This window comes from Streptomyces albidicamelliae (assembly GCF_025642175.1).
Classification (GTDB): domain Bacteria; phylum Actinomycetota; class Actinomycetes; order Streptomycetales; family Streptomycetaceae; genus Streptomyces; species Streptomyces albidocamelliae.
In genome coordinates this window covers 8,339,761-8,360,014 of record NZ_CP106795.1, presented here as the reverse complement: position 1 = coordinate 8,360,014, position 20,254 = coordinate 8,339,761, and the positions used below count along the sequence as shown (strand labels likewise).

Sequence of the window (20,254 nt, the reverse complement as noted above, 5' to 3'; positions counted from 1 at the left end):
CGCCCCGCTGGTGGCACTGGTGCCGGCCGATGCACGTCAGGTCTGTGACGGACGTCCGCTGACGAACCGAAGTGATGCCTTCCCCCGCGCACGCCCACGTCGTCACCGCCCTGCTCGCCCAGGCCGACGCCGAAGGTGACCTGGACCGGGTCGCTGGGGTCGCCTCCCCAATCGTGCGTGCGCATCAGCACCAGCCGGGGCCCGGCACAAAGGGAGGCGGCCGGCGAGCCGGCAGACATGCCCTCGAGCGGACCTGGCAGTGGACTGACCCCTCATGCCGACGGTCTGGGCGTCGACCGGCCGATAGTTCCGCGCTGCACGGTAACGGCGACGAGGGCACCCAGCAGGATGATTCCGCCCAGGGTGAGGAAGGTGATCTCGATTGCTGTTGCGAAGGCTTGGTCAGCGGCTCCACGGACGTGGTCCTGTGAGGCGCCTGGCAGCTGGGCGAGGAGATCGGTGTCGATCCGCTCGCGTGTGAGGGCGTCATCGAGAGCACTCTGTTCTTCCGGAGTGAAGGCATCGCCGGGTTTCAGGAGGCTGTTCCGCTTCTGCCATTCCACGGCGGTGAACAGCATGTTTGTCAGGGCGAGTCCGAAAGTGGCACCGATCTGTCGGGCTTGGATCGCCAGACCTGCGCCGACACCCTTGGCTGAGCCCACAGCGGTGTCCGCAACAAGTGTGGTCGCTGACGGGTAGACCAACGGGGGCGCCAGCCCGAACAGCAAGAGGGCTGGAACGAGAAAGATGATGCGCCTGTCGAACACCTCGAGGGTGAGCCAGAGCAGGCAGACACCAAGGGCGGCCATGCCCGTGATGACCAGCCGGCCACCATGGCCACGCTCAGTCAGCTGTCCCACGAGCGGCGAAAGCACGATGGTCCCCACGCTGGTGGCCAGCAGTAGCAGACCCGTGCGAAATGCACCCATGTCAAGTACATGCTGCAGATACAGCGTCATGTAGAGGACGAGAGCCAGTGACGCGCACTGGACGAGGGCCAGAGCCGCCAAGGGGACGGATGTCGTGGCGCCGCGCAGAGGCCGCAGATCAAGCAGTGGGCTTCGGGCACGGCGCTCAGCCAGCACGAAGGCGACGAGCAGCGCGACACCAGCGGTGAGCGGAGCGAGCGTCCCGACATCGGTGAGCCCCCAGTCGGAAGAGCGTTCACAGGCGAAGACCAAGAGGGCGAGCCCACAAGCGATGAGGACACAGCCCATCAGGTCCAGCGAGGTCGTAGCGGGAGCGCGTGTCTCGATCAGATGCCGCCAGGCCAGGACGACGACCAGTGCAGCCACAGGGACAGTGGCGGCAAAGGCCCACCGCCAGCTTGCGTACTGAGCCAGTAGGGCGATACCCAGCGGCATGGCGATGGCGAAAACGGAGACCACCGCGGTCTGAACGCCGATAGCCCACCCATGTTTCTCCGCCGGTAGCGCGGCGGTGAGGTTCGCCAGAGCGAGCGGTACGGCCAGCGCCACGCCCAGTCCCTGCACGGCACGAGCTCCCACGAGAAAGGCCCCATCGGTTGCGACGGCACACAGTGCTGATCCGGTGACGAAGCAGGCCATGCCAAGAAGAAAAACCCGGCGTCGTCCGAACGCGTCGCCCAGACGACCGCTGACGACAGCAAGCGCGCACAGCGGCAGTAGCGCAGCGACAACGACCCAATGCAGGGCTGAGCTGTCCAGTCCAAGGTCGCGCTGGACCGCCGGCAGGGCAACGATGATGCTGGTCAGGCTGGAAAACAGCAGAGCACTCGCAGTTACTGTGGCCAGCATGGCGGCCCGCTGCTGGATCGTCAGGCGTCCAGAATTACCCATAGGTCCCACTCTGCCGACTGTCGGTGGGTTTGGCCTTCGCGGTGGCTGGACGGGCGACCGGGATCGGCAGTCTGTCGTAGCAAGCAGTCAAACTGGCCACCCCGGCCTGTCCACGGGCGGGGACACCCGGTTCGACGCCGCCGTGGCCGCGGCCATCTTCCCGGCGGGCACCGAGCACGCCCCGGAGATCACCCGGCAGCTCACCACGCGGTTCGCCGACGAGTTCGGCTACGCGGTCGACGACCTCCTGCTGTACCGGGCCGCCTATGCGATGGCCACGAGCGACGCCTTCGCGCCGGGCGGCGGGGACGAGCACTTCGCCTGGTGCGTCACCGTGCTCGAGGACCCGGCCGTCGCCGAGTCCCTGCACCGGTGACCCACCACGGCCAGCCGGGCGGCCGGAAGGTTCCGGTGACGGTGTGTGATGCCCTACGATCCCGAGCGGACCCAGGGTCGCCCAGACGCGATGTGGTTCTTGCCGAACAGGCCCCGGGGCCGCGTACCGGCACCGACGTGTTCCACGTCTGCGAGTTCGTCCCGATCCCTGCCGATCGGATCTGAGCGCGCCGCATGGCTTTGTCCACCCGATCTCATGAACAAAGCTATTCCCGCCTCGGCCCACCGCACCAAGGACACCCCCGTCTCCGCCTGACTCCGGGCGCGCCGCAGCAGCACCGCGACGGCCGCGCACTGCACGGCCATGGCGAGCCCCGGCGCCAGGCAGGCCGAGGCCGGACAGGGCGTGGGCCAGGGGCAGTTGGACGGCGGTGCCGAGCAGGGTGACCCGGAACAGCGCGGGTGCTCCCCCGCTGCCCGCGAAGACCCCGCCGAGCGCGATGAAGCACGCCATCAGCAGCAGGTAGGGGCCGATGCAGCGCAGGAACAGCACGCCCTTGTGGGCGACGTCGGGTCCGGCGCCGAACGCGGCCATGATCCAGGGCGCGGCGGCGAACAGAGCGGTGGCACCGAGCCCCAGCATCCCGGAGAGGCGTACCGCCTGCCGGCCGATGTCCCGCCGTGCGTCCCCACCCGCGCCCCGGGTGTGCGCGCGGTGTGGATGGCGGCGGCCTGCCGTACCGCGTAGAAGGCCATGGTGGCGACGTACATCACCTTGTAGGCGATGGCGCAGGCGGCCACCGCGCTCACGCCGAGCCGGGCGACGACCGCGACCAGTATCGGCGCCCCTCCTTGCCGCACGGTGAAGTCGGCGGACATGGGCAGCCCGGTGGCGAGCGTGCGGTGCAGGGCAGCGGGGAGCGGGACGGCAGGACGGGCCCGGGCGGCCGTCCGCAGCAGCGCATTGCGGCGCAGGCAGCGCAGTACTCGGCAAGGTTTGCCCAGCCGAGTAGGCCTGCCGCCCCCGCAATCGAAGTTGTTCCTCGCCAAGACTCGCCCGCCGGGACATGTCACATCGCGAGCGCCCGGACCCCGGGGGTATCGGGCACACCGCATCCCCGGCGGGTCTGCGAGGACACCGCGGCCGGTGGGCTGAGGGCCGGTCCGACCAGCGGCATGACGGCCGCCAGCATCTCCGCCTCGCTCGCGGTCCCGTCCACGACCAGATCGGCCGCTGCCCGGGAGGGCGCGACATGGGCCGCGTGGCGGTCCCTGCCGGTCTGTAGATAGTTGCGCAGGGACAGTCGCGGGTCCTGACGCTGCGCCTCGATCTTCCTGAGGATCTTGCGGGCCAGGCGTATGTCGTCGGGGGTCTCGACGTACACCCGCCACGCCGCCCGCCTCACCACAGACGGCAGTGACAGCGCGAACAGGCCCTCGACCACCACCAGCAGCACGCCGGGGCGCTGCAGCGCTGCGTCGATGGCGTGTGCCGCCGCTGTCTCGTCGATCGATCCCGGATGGTTCCAGTCGAGGACGGCGTGCCCGTCGGCGCTGACTGTCCACACACCCCTCAGGGGGTCGTGGGCGGGCACGTAGTAGTCGTCCAGATGGATCAGCGTCACGCTCTCGGGACACTGCAGCGACAGCGCCTCGGCAAGGGTCGACTTGCCGGATGCGGTGCCGCCTGCAACCGCCAGTACACCCGTCATAACGGGCGCTCCTCATGTGCTCAAAGGGGGGTGGACGAAGCGGCCGGACAAGCCGGGTCCAGGGAATGTACGGCCGTGCGATCGCCGCTGGCAAGCACGGAGACCCGGCCCGGTTCAGCGGAGCCAGGGCTGCTGCGCACGGCCTCGACGACGCCGCGGACCATCAGCGTGGCATGACGGCCCCTGGGCGCAGGCGGGACGCCGTCGCCCTCATGACCGCCCCGTTCGCCGCCGCCCCGCCAGGCGGATCGAGAAGAACCCCGTCGCAGCCGTTCGAGCAGACCGACAGCGGCATCGCGGTCCGGGACACTCGACACGGTGAGCCCCTAGCCGGTCAGCCATCCCGAACGACGCGTGTGTACGGCGTTGCGGATGGCGCTGGGGAGATGGGAGAGGGTCATGGTGATGAGGCGATGGAGCCGCGTGACGGCACTGCCGCCGGCGGTGAGCGGACTCGGCCTGGCAGCTTCGGCCCGGCACGGCGAACGCCGCCGACACGAAGCTGTCGCCCGGCGAAGACGACAACCACGCCTGCGGCGCACCCATCGACGGAGTACGCGCAGCGGGGCCGGGGGCGGGTGAGGAAGGGCAGTGCGCGATGTCAGGTCGCTTTTCCGCGCGATCGCCGAGGGCCGTTCGCTAACCCCCCGGTGGCTCCTCCTTTGGGTGCCTCCATCGGGAGTACCGCCACCCCACGGTTCGGAGTGGCATCACAGACTCGTGGCCGCTTGCTCTAGGCAGGGGATGTGATGACTGCGCTCTATCAGCGGCGGGCAAGGGCACGCCGCATCCGACGCCTGCACCGGATCGGTTCCTTGGTGCTCGCCGTGGGAGGCGCTCTGGTCCTCGCGGTCGGTCTACCCTGGCTGGTGTGGCGAGGGCCGTATCTGCTTGACAAGGGCTACATCGACACGGCCACGGTGGGTGTAGACGGCGGTTCGGCCGCACTGGTCACTGGCCTGCGCACCGCACTCGTCGCGTGTGCGGCCGCGATCGGGGCCGGAGTTGCCCTGGTGTACACGATCCGAAACTACCGGCTGACCCGGCGCGGGCAGGTCACGGATCGGTTCACAAAAGCCCTGGAACGCCTCGGGTCCGACCAGAGGTACGTGCGGATCGGCGGAGTGTTGGCGCTCGAGCAGATCGTCCAGGACGCCCCCGAACAGGCCACCCACGCCGCTCAAGTTCTGGGCCACTTCGTGCGCGACCGCGCTCCGACCCACCAGCACCCGACTAATCCCCCGAACGGCGAGCCAACCACAACGGACACCTCACTCCCCACGTCTTTGGAAGCAGACGTCCAGGTGGCCTTGACCGCCCTGACGCGTCCCGAATCACGCACGCACGTCGACGACCGCGAGAGGCTCTACTTCGCCATCCTTCACCTCGCAGGCGCCGTCCTGGTCAGAGCCGACCTCACCGACGCCCTCCTGACCAGGACGAACCTCACCCGCGCCGACCTGTCCGGAGCGGACCTCACCAGCGCCTTCCTCCGCCGAGCGGACCTCACCCACGCCTTCCTCGATGGGGCGAACCTCACCGGCGCCAACCTGGCCAAGGCGAACCTCACCGGCGCCTCCCTGCGCGGGGCGGACCTCACACGCACCGACCTGAGCGGGGCGAACCTCACCGATGTCCGGGGATTGAGAACGGAGCAAGTAGAGTCGGCACGTCTGAATGCGGAGACGGTACTGCCGCCCGACATCAGGACAGCCGTGGGGCCACCCACCACCTGAAGAGCAGATCGCCGTATCGGTCGACCGACCGTGCTGCAGAGTGGCGTTCGAGAGGTGACGAACGTTGGGATCACAACCCTGGTGGGCGGACCTGCCTAAGGTCACGTGGCCCGACGTTCCGTCGAACGTCACGACGCGCAGTGCGTGTTGTTGCGCTTCTGGGCTTTCTTACCTCCCTGCTTACCGGGGCGCGTCATATCTTCGACCCGCAGGGAGACTGGATCAGGTTCAGCCAGGCTAGCCTGCAGATCGAAACCGAGGTAGTCCGCTACAAGCAGGCTTGGAACGAGTACGGCGACCCAGCCACCGCCCCAGGAATTCTTGCCGCACGCGTCGAGGACATCTGCGCAGAGGAGACCGGCGCCTGGGCTCAGCGCCTCCCCCGTCCTGCCACCTCGGGCACCACTGACGTCAGGCCTGACACCAACGGCTGACGTCAGCCGCCCAACTTTCTTTCTCGGCGTCTCAACGCGCAGATGTGCGGCCCGGCGGCTTGGGGCCGCAGGCGATGGACGGCTCCGCGGACGTGAGCGGCAGCCGGGGAGGAGCGGGCCGATGGCGGTAGTCAGCTGATAGGACACTCGTCGGTGGCGCAGCCTGACACCAACCCGAGTGCTCAACGCTGGGCCACTTGCCGATAGGGGGAACGATTCGGCGTTTCTCGTGAGAGGGACCAAGCGTCTACAACGCCGTTGCCGGGGCATCGCTCGCTATGACCGCGTCGGCACCTCGACGACAAGGAACCCTGATGTCTCTTCGCTCCCTCACAGCGGCCGCCGGTGCTGCCTGCAGCGCCCTCGTCCCGCTGATGGCCGCCCCCGGCTCCGCCCTGCGTGGCGACGGGCCAGTTCCGCTACACCTAGACCAACGCCGAGGGATACGACGCCGTCGGCTTCCTGAACGACCCACCCAGCGGCCAGTGCATCAACCTGCCCGCCCCGGCCGCCGCCGAGGGAGCAGCTGCCACGGCCACCGTCTTCCTCGACGCCGACTGCTCGGGCGACACCTACTTCACGCTCCCGGCGGGCGCAGACGCCTCCGACCGCCTGCTCCTGCGCTCCGTCGTCTTCTCCTAACAGCCTCCGCCTCGTGACACATCGCCAGCAGGGCCCGGAGCGACGGTTCACCAAGACCGGCGTGGGTCCCGCTGGTGGGACTGCTGACGGTGTAGAGCATGACGCGGCTGCAGCTTCGCACCTACCCTGTCCGAAGGGACTGGCCGTCCGTGGAAACCCGACGCCTGCGCTGGGATGATCTTCCCACCACTGTCCGTACAGCGGTCCAGGAACGGACCGGCCCGGTCCTCGGCGCGCAGGCCATGACGAGCGGGAACAACAATGCGTTGGCCGCCCGGCTGCACACGGCGTCAGGTGAGATCTTCGTCAAGGGGCTCCCTCGCAGCCATCCGCAGATCCGGGCGCAGCAGTGGGAAGCCGACCTGGGCGTGAAGGTGGCGCCGATCGGACCAAGGTTGCTGTGGGATGTGGAAGCCGGCGGGTGGAGCCTCCTCGGTTTCGAATACATCGCGGGGCGGCAGGCCAGCTATGCCCCTGGCTCTCCTGACCTGCTTTTGCTTGCGCAGACTCTGACCGAACTCGGTGAGCGGCCTCTTCCGGCTGTGGCGCTCGAGCCCGTCGAATGGCGTTGGGCCGAGCACGTAGACGATCCTGCGGACCTGGAACGCTTCGCCGGTGACACGTTGGTGCACACGGATCTGAATCCGGCGAACGTGCTCATCACCAAGAAGCGGTCGCATCTGGTGGACTGGGCCTGGGCCGGTCGTGGCGCGGTCTGGCTCGACGCAGCCCTGGCCGTCATCTGGCTTCTCACCAGTGAGTTGCACACTCCCGCCAGCGCCGAGGCGTGGGCCGCGACCATGCCGGCCTGGCACCAAGCACCCGCCCGTTCCCTGGACGTGTTCGCCGCGGCCAATGCGGCGAAGTGGAGTGGGATCGCCGAGCACGAGGAGTGGGCGCAAGGGCTGTGCCACGCCGCCCGCTTGTGGGCCGCCCACCGCAGCCGCTGAGCAATCCGTCGCTGTGGGCCGGCCGCAGGCGTCGTCAACCGTCGGAGGGCAGGCAAACCAGGAAGCCTGCCCGCGGACGTCTCGCCTAGGGCTCGGCTCACAGCCATCGCCTGGGCGGCGGATCGGGCGGGCGGCCTTCCGAGATGGGACCTTGGAAAGCCGCACGCGATCACCACGAACACGCGATGTGGGCCAGGGCCCAGGCCAGGAGTGAGCCTGTGACCTGCGAGAACGGGGTGGCCCCCTTACGGGATGAGGGTATGCGGTCAGGCGTCGATGGTGACGGTGGCGTGGCCGGTGACGAAAGGCGGGTTGCCGATCTGGATGCCGACGCGGACAGCGCCCGGCTGAGCGTTGGTCTCTACCTCCATCTCGGGGTATACGTAGGCCGATTGGCCGGGGTCGAGGTTGAGGGCGGCGGCGTTCCGAGAGGTCAGAGTGCGGTTGCCGTCCGAGCGTTCGGCGGTCAGCTCGATCTCGCTCTTGTGACCGTCCTTGGCCATCATCAACCTGTCCTCGGAGAACCACAGGCCCTCGGGGGCGGTGAAGACGAGATCCTGGGCGCCGGTGGAGTGGTGTCCGGTGTTGGTGAGCGCGAGGGAAACGGGGTACGCATGCTGCTTGCCGGGCGTGACGTGGGCCTCTGCGAGTTTGGTCTGCGTGATGCGGAGGCTGGCCTGCACGGTGGTGCCGGTGACCTCGGCGCGGATCTGCACGGGGGGCCGCTGGCCGATGCTGGCCGAGCCGTCGCTGACCACACCGGGAACGGCGTCGTGCACGGCCTGCAGGTCGATGGCGTAGAGGAGCGGCGCGTTGTCGGTGTCGGTGGTGTTCAGGTGCGGATTGTGGCGGATGACCAGAGTGCGGCCGTCGTCGCGGATGTCGTGCTTCAGCTCGCCGGTGATCGCGCCCAAGGCGGTGTTGGGGTAGGTGTAGGTGGGCCGGCCGGTGAAGACGAACCCGGTGGGTGCACTCAGGCGCTGGTCGAGGTCACCGGGGTTGACCGGCTGGCCCACGGGCGCGAGGAAGCGCAGGTGAAAGCGTGCACTCTGGCCCGGCGCGGCCTTGGGCAAGTTGTCCTGGAAGACGATCAGCGCATGCTCGCCGTCGATGGGTTCGGGAACGACAACGGTGATCGGCAGGACCGCGGTGTTGTCCTTGAGGTTGAGGTCACCGCCGTACTGGATCTCCAGCGTCGACTCGTACACCCCCGGCGTGGCGTCGTCGGTGGCGCGGACGCGGAACACGCCGTCCAGTGAGGCGCTGTGCGGGGCGAGGTCGGTGCCGGTGAAAGTGCGAGTCAGACGGCGACCGTTGCTGTGCTGGGCGCTTTCCAGGCCGTCGGCCAGAGTGAGAACCACCGTGATGTCTTCGCCGCTGGCGATGGCCGGGCCGCGGTTGTGCACGGTGGCGCCGAGCTCGAACTGCTGGCCGCGGGGCGCGGTGACGGGCAGGACGTACTTGCCGTACAGGTCGGCGACCGGTGGGGCCGGCGGCACCACGGCCGACGCCCCGACCACCTTGTACACGTAGTAGCTCCCCACGTCGCCGATGTACAGATCACCGGACGGAGCCACCGCCACCACGATGGGGCTGTAGAGGTGAGTGTTCATCGCCGGGGCGCTGTCGACAGCGGCCCCGGCCACGCCGTCGCCGGCCATGGTGGTGATGATGCCGTCGGGCGCCACCTTGCGGACACGGTGGTTGTCCTGGTCGGCGATGTAGAGATTTCTCGCCCCGTCCATGTCCACGAAGTAGGGACCGTTGAGGGTCGTGGTGGTGGCGGGCACCCCGTCACCGGAGTATCCCTTCGTGCCGTTGCCGGCGACCGTGCTGATCGTCCCGTCGGGCGTCACCTTCCGGACACGGTGGTTGGAGCAGTCGGCGATGTAGAGATTGCCGTCCTTGCCGACCGTCACCCCGGTCGGATTGTTGAGCTGGGCGGCGAAGGCAGGGCCCCCGTCACCGGAATACCCGCCGGTGCCGGTACCGGCCACCGTGGTGATCTTCCCTTCGGGCGCCACCTTACGGATTCGGTGATTGCCCAGGTCGGCGATGTAGAGGTTGCCCGCGTCGTCCAACGCCAAGGACTGGGGCAAGTTGAGCTTGGCGGCAGAGGCAGGTCCGCCGTCGCCGGAGTATCCCCTGGGGCCGGCGCCTGCGACCGTGGTGATGGTTCCATCGGGCGCCACCTTGCGGATCCGGTCGTTCTTCCGGTCGGCGATGTAGATGTTCCCCGCCTTGTCGATCACCGTGCCGTGCGGGCCGCTGAGCTTAGCGGCGGTGGCCCTCTCACCGTCACCGGAGTAGCCCTCAGTGCCGGTGCCGGCGATGGTGGTGATCTTCCCGTCGGGGGTCACCTTGCGGACGCGGTGGGTGCTGAACTCGCAGACGTAGACGTTTCCCGCCTCGTCCACCGTCACTCCCCAGGGAGTCCCGATCTTGGTACTGGTAGCCGGAACGCCGTCCGCTTCGAAACCGTTTTGGCCGTTGCCGGCGGCCGTGATGATCGTGCCGGGAATCATTTGTGTCATGGCTGTTCCTTCTGTCGTAGAACGCGGTGCCCGGACCGGTGTCCGGATCGGGTGGTCGTGCTTGTGGCATTGATCCAGCCGCACGGTGGGTGACGTGCGCGGAGTCAGGGGAGTTGGCAGACGGCAGACAGCTGGCTGCGCGTCCGGTGGGCAACCCGAAACGGCGAGGTCACAGGACCTTCGCCTGGGCTTCGACCATGTCCTGCGCATCCGGTCGCCGTGGTGCCAGCCGCTCCGGGGCTGCGGGAATCGGAATGCCGGTCACGAACACACTGGGGCGACGCCGGGGCAGCAGTTTGTACACCGAGACCCCGGCCATCAGCAGGGTGGTGGCCGCGACGACGGTGGCGAGGGTGTCGAAGCCGCTACGGCGTCGGCAGGCCAGCGCGGATGCGCCGCCGACTCCCAGAGCACTGGCCAGTGGCACGCCTGCGTACACCGGTCTCCCGTCTCTCCTGAGCTTGTTCACCACGCGGATACCGGCGCGGCACGCGCACCGGCTTGCCACGTCGTCCGAGGCTGGGCCGGCCTGCTCATGTCGCGCACCAGCGCTCCTCGCGGCGCCGCGCCATGTCCCACAGGGAGCGCAGGTAAACGGCGTGCTGGAACATGTCGTAGGCCAGCTCGACGGCGAGCGAGCCCGCCAGCAGCTGGGACTTGAAGCCCGCGCCGCGGGCGGTGACGACCTTCTCCGCCACGAAGACCAGACCGACGGCGACCCAGAAGGGGGCGAACTCGGGGCGGCCGCGGGCCAGCATCCACACGGTGAACACCAGATACAGACCCAGTGCCAGCACGGACAGCCCCATCAATCCTTGGCGCACGATGTAGGGGGCGGTCACCTTGGTGAGGCCGTAGTCGCGGAGGTTCTCCAAGGCGCCGCGCTGCCAGCGCATCCGCTGGTGCCACAGCTTCGGCAGGGTGGTCATCACCTCGGTCACCACCCGGCAGCCCGGCGGTGAGACGGTGCGGTAGCCCAGCGTGCGCACGGCCTTGGTGATCTCGTCGTCCTCCGTCAGGGATGCCAGCGAGTAGTACGAGGTGCCTCCGCCGATCAGCCCGTCCAGGCGGGCCTGGCGAATCTGGCGCAAGGTCGCGGCCCGGAAGACCGTCGCGGTCCCGGTGAGAACGTCGGCCCGGTAGTCGCGGCGGGCGATCTCGCGGGCGTAGCGCTGAAACTCGAGGCGCTGCAAGGTGCCGAGGAGTCTGCCGCCCGGCTCGCCGTAGAAAATCGCGCCGACCGCCCCGACATCCCCCGTCATGGCCTGGACCGCGTCGGCGAGGAACGAGGAGACGAGGGTGGTGTCGGCGTCCTGGACCAGGACCAGGTCGTGGCCGGCCAGGACGTCCAGGACCTGGTCGAGGGCCTGGTTGAGCGCACCGGCTTTCTTGTGACGGTTCTTCAAGGTCTCCACCACCTCGGCGCCGGCTTGCCGGGCGACATCCGCGGTGGCGTCGGTGCAGTTGTCGGCGACCACGACGATCCGCTCCGGCGGTCGGGTCTGCGCCTGTAAGGCCGCAAGCGCTGCACCGATACGGTCGGCCTCGTTGTGCGCGGGGATCAACGCGAGGATCCGGGGCACCACCGCCGGGCTGCTGGGTAGGGGCCGCACCGTGGCCTGATGCGGGTTTCTACGCATAACCATGCTCCTGACCATGCGCCCGAAACACCGGGCGCACGAGGGGACTGTGCCAAGGGGACTGGTCGAGGGGCGGGGTGTGACGGACATGGACAAGCGCTCAGCGGGCAGCCCGAGCACGCGGACTGTCAGGGCTTTCGGGCCTGCCACGCGAACCGCCGCACTGGCCGCCGGCTGTGACCGGCACCGCGCCTCATCCCTGGTGGGCTCCAGCGAAGCGCCGGACGGAATTTCATCCGGCATATGCATCCCTTCCCCCCGGAGCGACGACTCGCGGAACTTCTCACCCGGCCGGAGCGGGGCGTACCGGATCACCCGTGAAAAGGGCACCTGCCCCGGCGCACAACCTCACCAGCAACGCGCCCCGCAACCGGGTGACCTGCCGACACGGCTGCACCCGCGGCGGGCGCGCCGCCCGACGGCAGGGAAGGCAGAGCGATCCGGCTTTGGGGGGAGGATCTCCTTGGCCACGGAACCGACATCCCCGCCCCCGCGATGAGCCTCCTGGGCGCGACGACCGTCATGCTCTGCCTGGCCGCCGGTACGCGCAGCCGAGCGGACCGGCGGGAGAACTCCGCGCTGAGGCCGCTGTCGAACCCTCCTACACCATCTCGCGGGACTGATGAAGCGACCTCAGCCCGCTGATGGCACGCCGCCAAGACGGCGGCCCTACGACGCTTTCCGCGCCGATGCCGCGCCGGCCTTGCCGGACGACGTCCTCCAGCGGTTCCTCTTCGATCACGGCGACAACGCCGCCTTCGTGTACGACAACGGCAGTGCGGGCACACGGGTCCGCCGCCAGCGACTCGGTGCGAGCACCAGCGTGATTGTCCGCGGAGTGCCTGCCGTGTGCCGCAACCGCGCACCCGAGTGGCCGGCGGTCGGATCGTCGGACCCGATCGCCGTCATCCCCTCCTCCGTTCGGATGTCATGGACGTTTCACTGCACGGAAGCCGAGCGGCTCGGGTGTGCACTTGCCTATGGCAATCCCGGTTCACGGAAGGAAGGACGGCCATGTCTCCAGGTGCAAAAAGGGGTGCTCTTCCCGTCATCTCAGGCCCCCCGAAGTTCGCCGTTCGGTCGCGGACACTGCCCGGTGGGGAGGTCTGGTTCACCTGCGGGCAAGCCTGGGAGTACGACTCGGAGGACGGGCCGGCGTACGCGATCAGCATGACGATGACCCCGGTGAACTGGGACGGGAACCTGCTCCTGATTCCCATCCAGGAGGACCTCCAGACGAGTTAGTTCACAGGACTGACCTGCCCTCCCCTCCAAGGCCGAAGGAGTCACGTGCACGCCAGCGAGACCACCCACCTCACGGAAACCAGAACGCCCGACGACGTCGACGGAGTACTGGAGTTCCTCTGGCTCGAACTGACGAACCGCTGCAATCTGAAGTGCGTCCATTGCTACACCGAGTCGCATCCGCACAGCGGCGGCCGCGACGTCCTCACTGCAGACGACTACGAGGCGGTGATGACCCAGGCGTACGACCTCGGCTGCCGCAAGGTCCAGCTGATCGGCGGCGAACCACAGCTCAACCCGGAATTCCCTGCTGCGTCGCAGCGTGGAACTCGGATTCGAGTTCGTCGAAGTGTTCAGCAACCTCACCATGCTCGACGAGGACACCATCACGTTCTCGTCCGAGAACGGGGTGCACTTCGCCACCTCGGTCTACGCCGACGAACCGGCCGTACACGATGCCGTGACCACCGTTCGCGGCAGCCACGGGCGGACCGTCGAGAATCTGCGCCGGCTCGTCCAGCGCGGAATTTCGACCCGGGCCGCCGTCATCGATGTGAACCAGGACCGGCAGGCTGCGGACCGCACGGTGAAGTTCCTGACCGACCTCGGAGTCAGCGGATCCCGGTCCTCCGAAGTACGGGAGTTCGGACGGGGCAAGGAACTCCTCAGGCAGGAATCGAGCATGTCCGGCCTGTGCGGCTACTGCTGGAGCGGAAAGCTGGCGGTCGCCCCGGACGGAAAGGTCTTCACCTGCGTCATGGCACGGGACTGGCCGGTCGGCGACATCCTCAGCCAATCGCTCGGCCAGATCCTGCAGGGCGCCGAACTCGCCCGGATCCGCCGCGAGATCCACGAGAAGGTGTGGCTGTCGGCGACCACCGACCCGGCGCGCTGCCCCCAGAGCTGCGGGCCGGACCTCTCCTGCCCCTGCGATCCCCTCCTCTGTCCCAAGTGCTGCGGCCCCACGCACCGGTGACCGGAGATGGCCCCCGACGAAAACGAGGGCCAGAGCGGCCCCGCTCCCCCGCAGGGGCCACCCATCCACGACGCGATCTCCAGGAAGGAGTCCGCGCCAGAACGCTTAGAACTCCTAACGAAATGATCTTCGGGGTGGTTGGATCACTCCGGGAGTGACGATCCGGGGGGTGGGGTGGCGCGGCCGAAGCCGTGGCATGTCGAGGACGGGCTGTGGGCGGTGATCGAGCCGCTGCCGCCCAAGGGCGAGCGACGGACCCAACACCGGCTGGTGTGTGGGCCCGGCTGCAAGCGGTCCTCCTCGCCAAGCTCCACAGTGCGAACGCCCTGGACTTCTCCCGTGCCGCAGTCGACGGCTCCCACATCCGGGCATTAAAGATGCTGGAGGCTGTCGCCGCGGCGCCACAGGCGCGGCATGGGCACACCCACGCTTTCGAGTTGGCGACGCAGGGCGGTATCGAACCGGAACCGGATGCCGCGACTGCGGCCGGCCAACTGCCGACGCAGCTCGCTGTGGGGGGGTGGGCCGGAGAAGTGGGAGGCAACTTCGAGCTGCCGCATCCGCTCGTCGCGGTGGAAGTCCACGGTGATGTCGACATCGTGCGGCTCAAGGGCGCCCCGAGCATAGGAGCCGAACAGGTAGAGCTCGTCGACCAGCGTCAACGGCCAAGCGCACGGATGCCGCACGAGCGGCTCCGGAAGTGGGGCCGTCGGCGAGTGGGGACAACGCGGGCCGTCAGGCAGCGGGGTGCGTCGAATGCCCCTGCCGCAGAAGCAGGCAGCAGGCAGCAGGCAGCAGGCAGCAGGCAGCAGGCAGCAGGCACGTCCTGTAGACCGCACCTGATGCACGCCACGTTCACCGGATGCGGCTTTCGGATGCATCTCAGCTATCGCGGTGCGCAGCGGTGCGGGCATGACAGACCCCGTCCCGCTCACCGGCTGCCAGGCCAACCGGCTCATCACCGTCTCCGGCACGGCCGGGACATGGCCGTTGCGGCCGCGGAACTCGGCATAGATCTGCGCGCTTCGTGGGGCAAGGGCCCGTACCGACGTCCGCCTGGCGATCGCTCTTGCCGGCCGGGATCCCGACGTCCACGAGGAACGCGGCCACCCCGGCCGACTACCTTCGCCTCTTGACCCTCGGGATCTCCCCGGGCCGGGCATAGTGATCCTCGGTGTCAGCGGTGCGGGGCCCGGCGGGGAGACGATCCTGCGTTCGCGGCAACGAAGCCCTCTTCGGGATATAACCAGTGCCCCAGAGCCATGGACCACGGACCGGACCGCTGGTCAGCAGTTGACGGGGGGATTTCCGGAGGCGACTCGGCAGAAGTCCGTCCCGGCCCCGCCGTCGACGGTGCCGGCGTTGGGGCCGACGAGGATCGAGTCGCCGTCTGGGCCGCCGAGGATCCTGCCGGACACCGTAGTACCGGCGTTGGCCATGATGAAGTCGTTGCCGGCGCCGCCGTCGACGGTGCCGGCGACGATGCCGTTGATGACGATGTAGTCGCTCCCGCCCGAGCCGTTGACGCTGTCGCCCTGGGCCAGAGCGCCGCAGCTGATGTAGTCGGAGCCGGCAGTACCGTTGACGGTGGTACCGGACACGGGCCGGCCATTGACCGTACAGGAGGTCAGGGCCTGTGCGGGCGTCACGGTCAGGGCGAGGGGAACGGCCACAAACGTGGCGGCGCACAGCGTGCGCATCGCATGTCTGATCATGCGACGAGTGATTCATGGCAACTTCATGATCGCAATTCTGCCCGGTCGGTGACTCTTCCGTACGGGGCGGTGTACCGCCCGGACGGACCACCGCCAGAGCAGACCGAGCGGCTCCAGCGTGGCGCCGTTCGCCCAGCGGCGGAGCAGACGGCCGTCAACGAGGTGGACGTCATCGTGGTGGGAGGCCCGGTGCAGGTCGCAGAGGCGCCCCGGAGCACACCCCCGCCGCAGACAGCCGGGCAGCACGGACGCAAGGACCGCTGATCGGCGGCGTCGTCGCACAGCACATCGGCGACCGCCGCCACCTCGTGCTGGGGCTGGCCACTGGACTGATGCTCGGAGTCTTCTGTGTCGTTGACGGAGTCTTCCTTCTGTGCCGACGCCTGCCGCTCCGCACAGCGGCGGCTCGCGCACCGGCCGTGCCGGGGCTTTCCAGGGCTTCCGTCCATGAGGGGCGGAAAATCGCAGGCGGGGCGCGAGGCGAGCTGATGAGACCGTGGGCGGGGGGGGGCGGTGCCGGCAGGACTCCGCCAGCGGTGTCGTCGGCACCGTTTGACCGCCCCGGGTGTAACAATTACAGTTACTTCCAAGGAGGTGGTGACGTGGCGGGCAACAGTCAGCTCACCGTCGCGGCGCACGCGCTGACCTGGATCGAGCTGCACCGTCGGATCGGGGACGGAAACGCGACATCCGAGGGAATCGCGGGCAGCGTCAACACCAACCCCGTCGTGATCCGCCGACTGCTCGGCAGGATGCGCGAGGCCGGACTGGTGCACTCGCGACGAGGCGCCGAGGCCGGGTGGGTGCTCGCCAGACCGCTGGAGGACATCACCCTGCGGGACGTGTACGCGGCGATCGAGCCGCCCCCGCTGTTCGCCATGCACCGCTCGGACCCCAACCTCGGCTGTCCGGTCGGTTCCGGCATCCAGCCCGCGATGCGCCCGGTGTACGCCCGCATCGAGGAAGCCGTCCGCACCGAACTGGACCGGATCACGCTGGCCGACGTCCTGCGGGACGTCCTGGCGTCGCGGTAACCCTCGGGTTTCGCTTCACGCTCCCCTTTCGAGACCGGCTCAGCACACCGACGGCGAACCCTCCCGCGTCGCACCCTGCCGGGCAGCGACGTAATCGACCATCGAGGCCAGCCGTGGCCTTTATAGAACTGGAGTTCCCATCATGGGACAGCTTGACGGAAAGACCGCCGTGGTCACCGGTGGCAACAGTGGCATCGGACTGGCCAGCGCCAAGCGCTTCGCCGCCGAGGGCGCGTACGTGTTCATCACCGGCCGACGACAGGAGGCGCTGGACGCCGCACTGACCGAGATCGGCCCGAACGCCACCGCCGTCCGCAGCGACGTCTCCGATCCGGCCGATATCGACCGGCTCTACGCTGCCGTCGCCGACCAAGGGCGGCGCGTGGACGTGCTCTTCGCCAACGCGGGCGGCGGTGAGTTCTCCACCCTGGAGCAGGTCACCGAGGAGCACTTCGACGCGACCTTCGGCATCAACGTGCGGGGCACGCTCTTCACCGTCCAGAAGGCACTGCCGCTGCTCAACGACGGTGCGTCGGTGATCCTCACCGGCTCCACCGCGGCGACCTCCGGCGGCGAGGCGTTCGGCGTCTACGCCGCGTCCAAGGCCGCCATCCGTTCGTTCTCCCGTACCTGGGCCAACGAGCTCAAGCACCGGGGGATCCGCGTCAACACCCTCGTCCCCGGCCCCATCCAGACACCCGGAAACGCCGGCCTCGCACCCGACACCGACAATGCCGCCAATCTGTGGGACTTCTTCGCCAGCCAGGTGCCACTGGGCCGCATGGGCCGCCCCGACGAAGTGGCCGCCGCGGCCCTCTTCCTCGCCGGCGACCAGAGCAGCTTCATCACCGGCACAGAACTCTTCGTCGACGGCGGCCTCAACCAGATCTGAAGCAGTCTTGTCGGCCATCGCGGGAATTCAGCGGCATCGCTCGGGCGGCTGTCCCGGCACGCTCGACTTGCGCGCCGGGCCGCGGCCGGGAAGTGGCGGGCGGGGACCGACTCCCGCTTCGGGAAGATCACAGGCCCGCAGGACGGAGGGCGCGGCAACTGACGCGAGCAGCGAGGGGAGCATCGGCGTCAGCAACACCACAGCAAGGTTTCGAGGGGGCCGCCTTCAGCGAGTAGGGCTGCCCAGATCGCAGTGCGGGGCACCACCGCTGCCCCGGCGGCAGAGCACGCCTCGGCCTCCCCTTCGAAGTGAACAGCATCTTCAACCGGGGTGCCCGGCTGGGCGACGCCGTCGAGGTAGTGCACCGGAGGGTTCGAACCCCTGCGGAAGCGGTGGGTGACCCAGCGGACATTCGGCTGGCTGATGCACCCCCACCGCCTGGCGCGGGACTACGAAGCCCTGCCGCAGAGGCCGGACGTTGATCCACTGAGCGACGGCTACCAAACCGGGCCCCGAACTGCCCGGAGAATCCGCACCAATCTGGCGAATTGAAACGGACATCCCACCCACACCAGCCTGGACACTGATCAGATGTTCTCCCCGGATGAACTGGGCCTGCCGCCCCCGTGCATTTCGTCGCCATCACCTTGAGGCGTAGTCATCCCGGCACGGGGGCGTTCGAAACAGCCGGCAGGTGGCCTCAAGGCTGACCGGCCGTACCCGAGCCACGGCTCGCGAAAGTAGTCACCGTCTCCAAGGAGCAGGCGGCGGCTACTCCTTGGAGACCTGCTCCTGATGGCCTTGAGGGTCTCAATGACTGCCGGTGTCGCCGTGGCTTCGGACGATTTCCTTCACTTTGGCGACCGCGAATCCCCATCCTTGCTCGACCGTCGGCTTGGCGGGCACGGCGATCTCGTCGGGGTTGGTGAGCACGTCGAGCAGCACCGGGCCGGGGCTGTCGAAAGCGTGACGCACGGCCTTCTCCAGTTCGGCCGGGTCACTTACCCGGATGCCGGTGATCCCCATCGCGGTGGCGACGGCTGCGAAGTCCGGGTTGTCCAGTACCGTGCCGAACTCCGGCAGGCCAGCCTGCTCCTGTTCGAGTTTCACCATGCCCAGACGGCGGTTGTTGAAGACGATCAACTTCACAGGAAGTCGATGGGTCTTGAGTGTCATCAGGTCGCCCAACAGCATGCTCAGACCACCGTCCCCGCAGAAGGCCACGACCTGCTGTTCTCGGTTCAAGCACTGGGCGCCCAGCGCTTGAGGCATCGCGTTGGCCATCGACCCGAGGTTGTAGGAACCGATGAGCCGGCGTTCGTGTCGCATTTCGACGAAACGGGAAAGCCACACTGTCGCCATGCCCGTGTCGGACGTGAACACGGCATCGTCTGCCGCCAGCCGATTCACCGTGGCCGCCAGCGCCTCCGGACGGATGTCCTGCGTTCGGTTGTCGAGTGAGGAGCGGATGCGGCCGATCAGACCCTTGTCATGCGCGGGATCCGCGAGCCGGAGCTGACCTTCGTGCCACCGGCCGAAGTGCTCACGAGCCTTCTCCAGGTGCGACCGGTCCCGTGCACCCTGAGCCCCCGGTGCCGGTGTGGAGAGGTGGCGCAGGAGATCACGAACGGTAGCGCCCGTGTCGCCGACGAGGCCGATGTCGACCGGTACCCGTCGCCCGATGTGGATTGCCTCGCTGTCCACTTGGATGACGGTCTTACCCTGCGGATACCAATCCCGGTAGGGGAAGTCGGTGCCCAGAAGCAGGAGGGTGTCGGCGTCTTCGAGGGCTGACGCAGCAGCCGGGTTGCCAATCAGTCCGGTCTGGCCGACCTGGAACTGGTTGGCGTCGCCCTCGAAGCCTTCCTTGGCCTTCAAGGTGAGGACCATGGGAGCGGCCAGCCGGTCGGCCAGGGCCAGCACATCATCACGAGCGGCCCGGGCGCCCCTGCCCACAAGCAGCGTGATGCGCTCGGCACTGTCGAGGGTTTCGGCCGCTCGCCGCACGGCCGACTCGTCCGGTCGGCTGAGTGGGGCATTCAAGGAGAACCTGGCAGGACGGTCCCCGCTCAGTTCCCGTTCCCCAAGGTCACCCGGCACGGTCAGAACAGCTACGCCCTTGCGGCCCAATGCGGTGCGAACCGCGGTCTCCAGCATCTGCGGCAGTTGTTCGGGCGAGGTGATGGTGGCCCGGAAAACGGCCACGTCACTGAAGAGGGCGTCGTTGTCGACTTCCTGGAAGTAGTCGCTGCCCAGTTCCGCAAGCGGCACCTGGCCGGCGATCGCCAGGACCGGGGTATGGCTCTTGGCCGCGTCGTACAGGCCGTTGAGGAGGTGGACGGAACCAGGTCCGACCGTGCCCATGCAGACCCCGAGGGTGCCGCTGAGCTGCGACTGGGCGCTCGCGGCGAATGCTGCGGCTTCCTCGTGCCGGCATCCCACCCACTCCAGGTCCTCGGTGGTACGGATGGCGTCGGTCAGAGGGTTGAGCGCGTCTCCCACGACGCCGAAGACTTGGCGTACGCCGAGATCACTCAATGCATCCACGATGACGTGGGCAACAGTACGGGCCATGTGAGTCCTCCAAA

The 20,254-nt window shown here is 68.4% G+C and carries 14 protein-coding genes and 5 pseudogenes; 10 read left to right on the top strand and 9 right to left on the bottom strand.

Features of this window, described 5'->3' with window-relative positions:
• Nucleotides 1–272 precede the first annotated feature (272 nt).
• Nucleotides 273–1,820 carry an MFS transporter gene (locus tag N8I86_RS37855; protein ID WP_263280010.1) on the bottom strand — a complete coding sequence of 516 codons (1,548 nt, stop codon included), beginning with the start codon at nt 1,818–1,820 and terminating at the stop codon, nt 273–275.
• A 142-nt stretch (nt 1,821–1,962) separates the two neighbouring features.
• On the opposite strand from N8I86_RS37855, the gene N8I86_RS37850 reads away from it, so the two are divergent.
• Nucleotides 1,963–2,196 carry a hypothetical protein gene (locus N8I86_RS37850; RefSeq protein WP_263280009.1) on the top strand — a complete coding sequence of 78 codons (234 nt, stop codon included), beginning with the start codon at nt 1,963–1,965 and terminating at the stop codon, nt 2,194–2,196.
• 254 nt (nt 2,197–2,450) lie between these two features.
• Here N8I86_RS37850 and N8I86_RS37845 read toward each other — a convergent pair.
• Both N8I86_RS37845 and N8I86_RS37840 read right to left on the bottom strand, forming a co-directional pair.
• Nucleotides 2,451–3,140 (bottom strand): annotated as a pseudogene (locus tag N8I86_RS37845) (MATE family efflux transporter); the annotation flags it as partial.
• 86 nt (nt 3,141–3,226) lie between these two features.
• Nucleotides 3,227–3,868 carry a uridine kinase family protein gene (locus tag N8I86_RS37840; protein ID WP_073898730.1) on the bottom strand — a complete coding sequence of 214 codons (642 nt, stop codon included), beginning with the start codon at nt 3,866–3,868 and terminating at the stop codon, nt 3,227–3,229.
• A gap of 749 nt (nt 3,869–4,617) precedes the next feature.
• Here N8I86_RS37840 and N8I86_RS37835 point away from each other — a divergent pair.
• Nucleotides 4,618–5,604 (top strand): pentapeptide repeat-containing protein, encoded by a 987-nt coding sequence (locus tag N8I86_RS37835; protein WP_263280008.1) that lies wholly within the window; start codon nt 4,618–4,620, stop codon nt 5,602–5,604.
• Nucleotides 5,605–6,778: 1,174 nt separating this feature from the next.
• On the top strand, nt 6,779–7,630 hold the full coding sequence (locus N8I86_RS37830) for a protein kinase family protein (protein WP_263280007.1): 852 nt from the start codon (nt 6,779–6,781) through the stop codon (nt 7,628–7,630).
• Nucleotides 7,631–7,896: 266 nt separating this feature from the next.
• On the opposite strand, the gene N8I86_RS37825 is transcribed toward N8I86_RS37830, so the two are convergent.
• From N8I86_RS37825 to N8I86_RS37815, 3 genes are all read right to left on the bottom strand, one after another.
• The gene (locus N8I86_RS37825; RefSeq protein ID WP_263280006.1) at nt 7,897–10,374 is read right to left on the bottom strand and encodes an NHL repeat-containing protein; all 2,478 of its coding nucleotides are present in this window, start codon (nt 10,372–10,374) and stop codon (nt 7,897–7,899) included.
• A complete protein-coding gene (locus tag N8I86_RS37820; RefSeq protein WP_263280005.1) occupies nt 10,334–10,636 on the bottom strand; it encodes a hypothetical protein in 303 nt (100 codons plus the stop codon). Before N8I86_RS37820 ends, N8I86_RS37825 begins: the two co-directional genes overlap by 41 nt.
• Before the next feature lie 61 nt (nt 10,637–10,697).
• A complete protein-coding gene (locus N8I86_RS37815) occupies nt 10,698–11,804 on the bottom strand; it encodes a glycosyltransferase family 2 protein (RefSeq protein ID WP_263280222.1) in 1,107 nt (368 codons plus the stop codon).
• A gap of 1,290 nt (nt 11,805–13,094) precedes the next feature.
• On the opposite strand from N8I86_RS37815, the pseudogene N8I86_RS39540 reads away from it, so the two are divergent.
• From N8I86_RS39540 to N8I86_RS37805, 3 genes and pseudogenes are all read left to right on the top strand, one after another.
• Nucleotides 13,095–13,358: pseudogene (locus N8I86_RS39540) on the top strand (radical SAM protein); the annotation flags it as partial.
• 13 nt (nt 13,359–13,371) lie between these two features.
• Entirely contained in the window at nt 13,372–14,025 is a 654-nt protein-coding gene (locus N8I86_RS37810) for an SPASM domain-containing protein (RefSeq protein WP_263280004.1), read from the top strand.
• A gap of 260 nt (nt 14,026–14,285) precedes the next feature.
• Nucleotides 14,286–14,399 (top strand): annotated as a pseudogene (locus N8I86_RS37805) (IS5/IS1182 family transposase); the annotation flags it as partial.
• Here the strand turns inward: N8I86_RS37805 and N8I86_RS39535 are convergent.
• Nucleotides 14,397–14,906 carry a nucleotidyltransferase domain-containing protein gene (locus N8I86_RS39535; RefSeq protein ID WP_404830895.1) on the bottom strand — a complete coding sequence of 170 codons (510 nt, stop codon included), beginning with the start codon at nt 14,904–14,906 and terminating at the stop codon, nt 14,397–14,399. The pseudogene N8I86_RS37805 and the gene N8I86_RS39535 sit on opposite strands and share 3 nt — an antisense overlap.
• 405 nt (nt 14,907–15,311) lie before the next feature.
• Nucleotides 15,312–15,740 (bottom strand): hypothetical protein, encoded by a 429-nt coding sequence (locus N8I86_RS37795; protein WP_123441232.1) that lies wholly within the window; start codon nt 15,738–15,740, stop codon nt 15,312–15,314.
• A gap of 260 nt (nt 15,741–16,000) precedes the next feature.
• Here N8I86_RS37795 and N8I86_RS37790 point away from each other — a divergent pair.
• The 4 genes and pseudogenes from N8I86_RS37790 to N8I86_RS37775 all read left to right on the top strand — a co-directional run.
• Nucleotides 16,001–16,084: pseudogene (locus N8I86_RS37790) on the top strand (permease); the annotation flags it as partial.
• Between the two features lie 258 nt (nt 16,085–16,342).
• On the top strand, nt 16,343–16,774 hold the full coding sequence (locus N8I86_RS37785; protein WP_263280003.1) for an Rrf2 family transcriptional regulator: 432 nt from the start codon (nt 16,343–16,345) through the stop codon (nt 16,772–16,774).
• Between the two features lie 142 nt (nt 16,775–16,916).
• The gene (locus N8I86_RS37780) at nt 16,917–17,666 is read left to right on the top strand and encodes an SDR family oxidoreductase (RefSeq protein ID WP_263280002.1); all 750 of its coding nucleotides are present in this window, start codon (nt 16,917–16,919) and stop codon (nt 17,664–17,666) included.
• Nucleotides 17,667–18,035: 369 nt separating this feature from the next.
• Nucleotides 18,036–18,218: pseudogene (locus N8I86_RS37775) on the top strand (hypothetical protein); the annotation flags it as partial.
• Between the two features lie 258 nt (nt 18,219–18,476).
• On the opposite strand, the gene N8I86_RS37770 reads toward N8I86_RS37775, so the two are convergent.
• Nucleotides 18,477–20,240, bottom strand: coding sequence for a thiamine pyrophosphate-dependent enzyme (locus N8I86_RS37770; RefSeq protein WP_263280001.1), 1,764 nt, complete (start codon nt 20,238–20,240; stop codon nt 18,477–18,479).
• Nucleotides 20,241–20,254 lie beyond the last annotated feature (14 nt).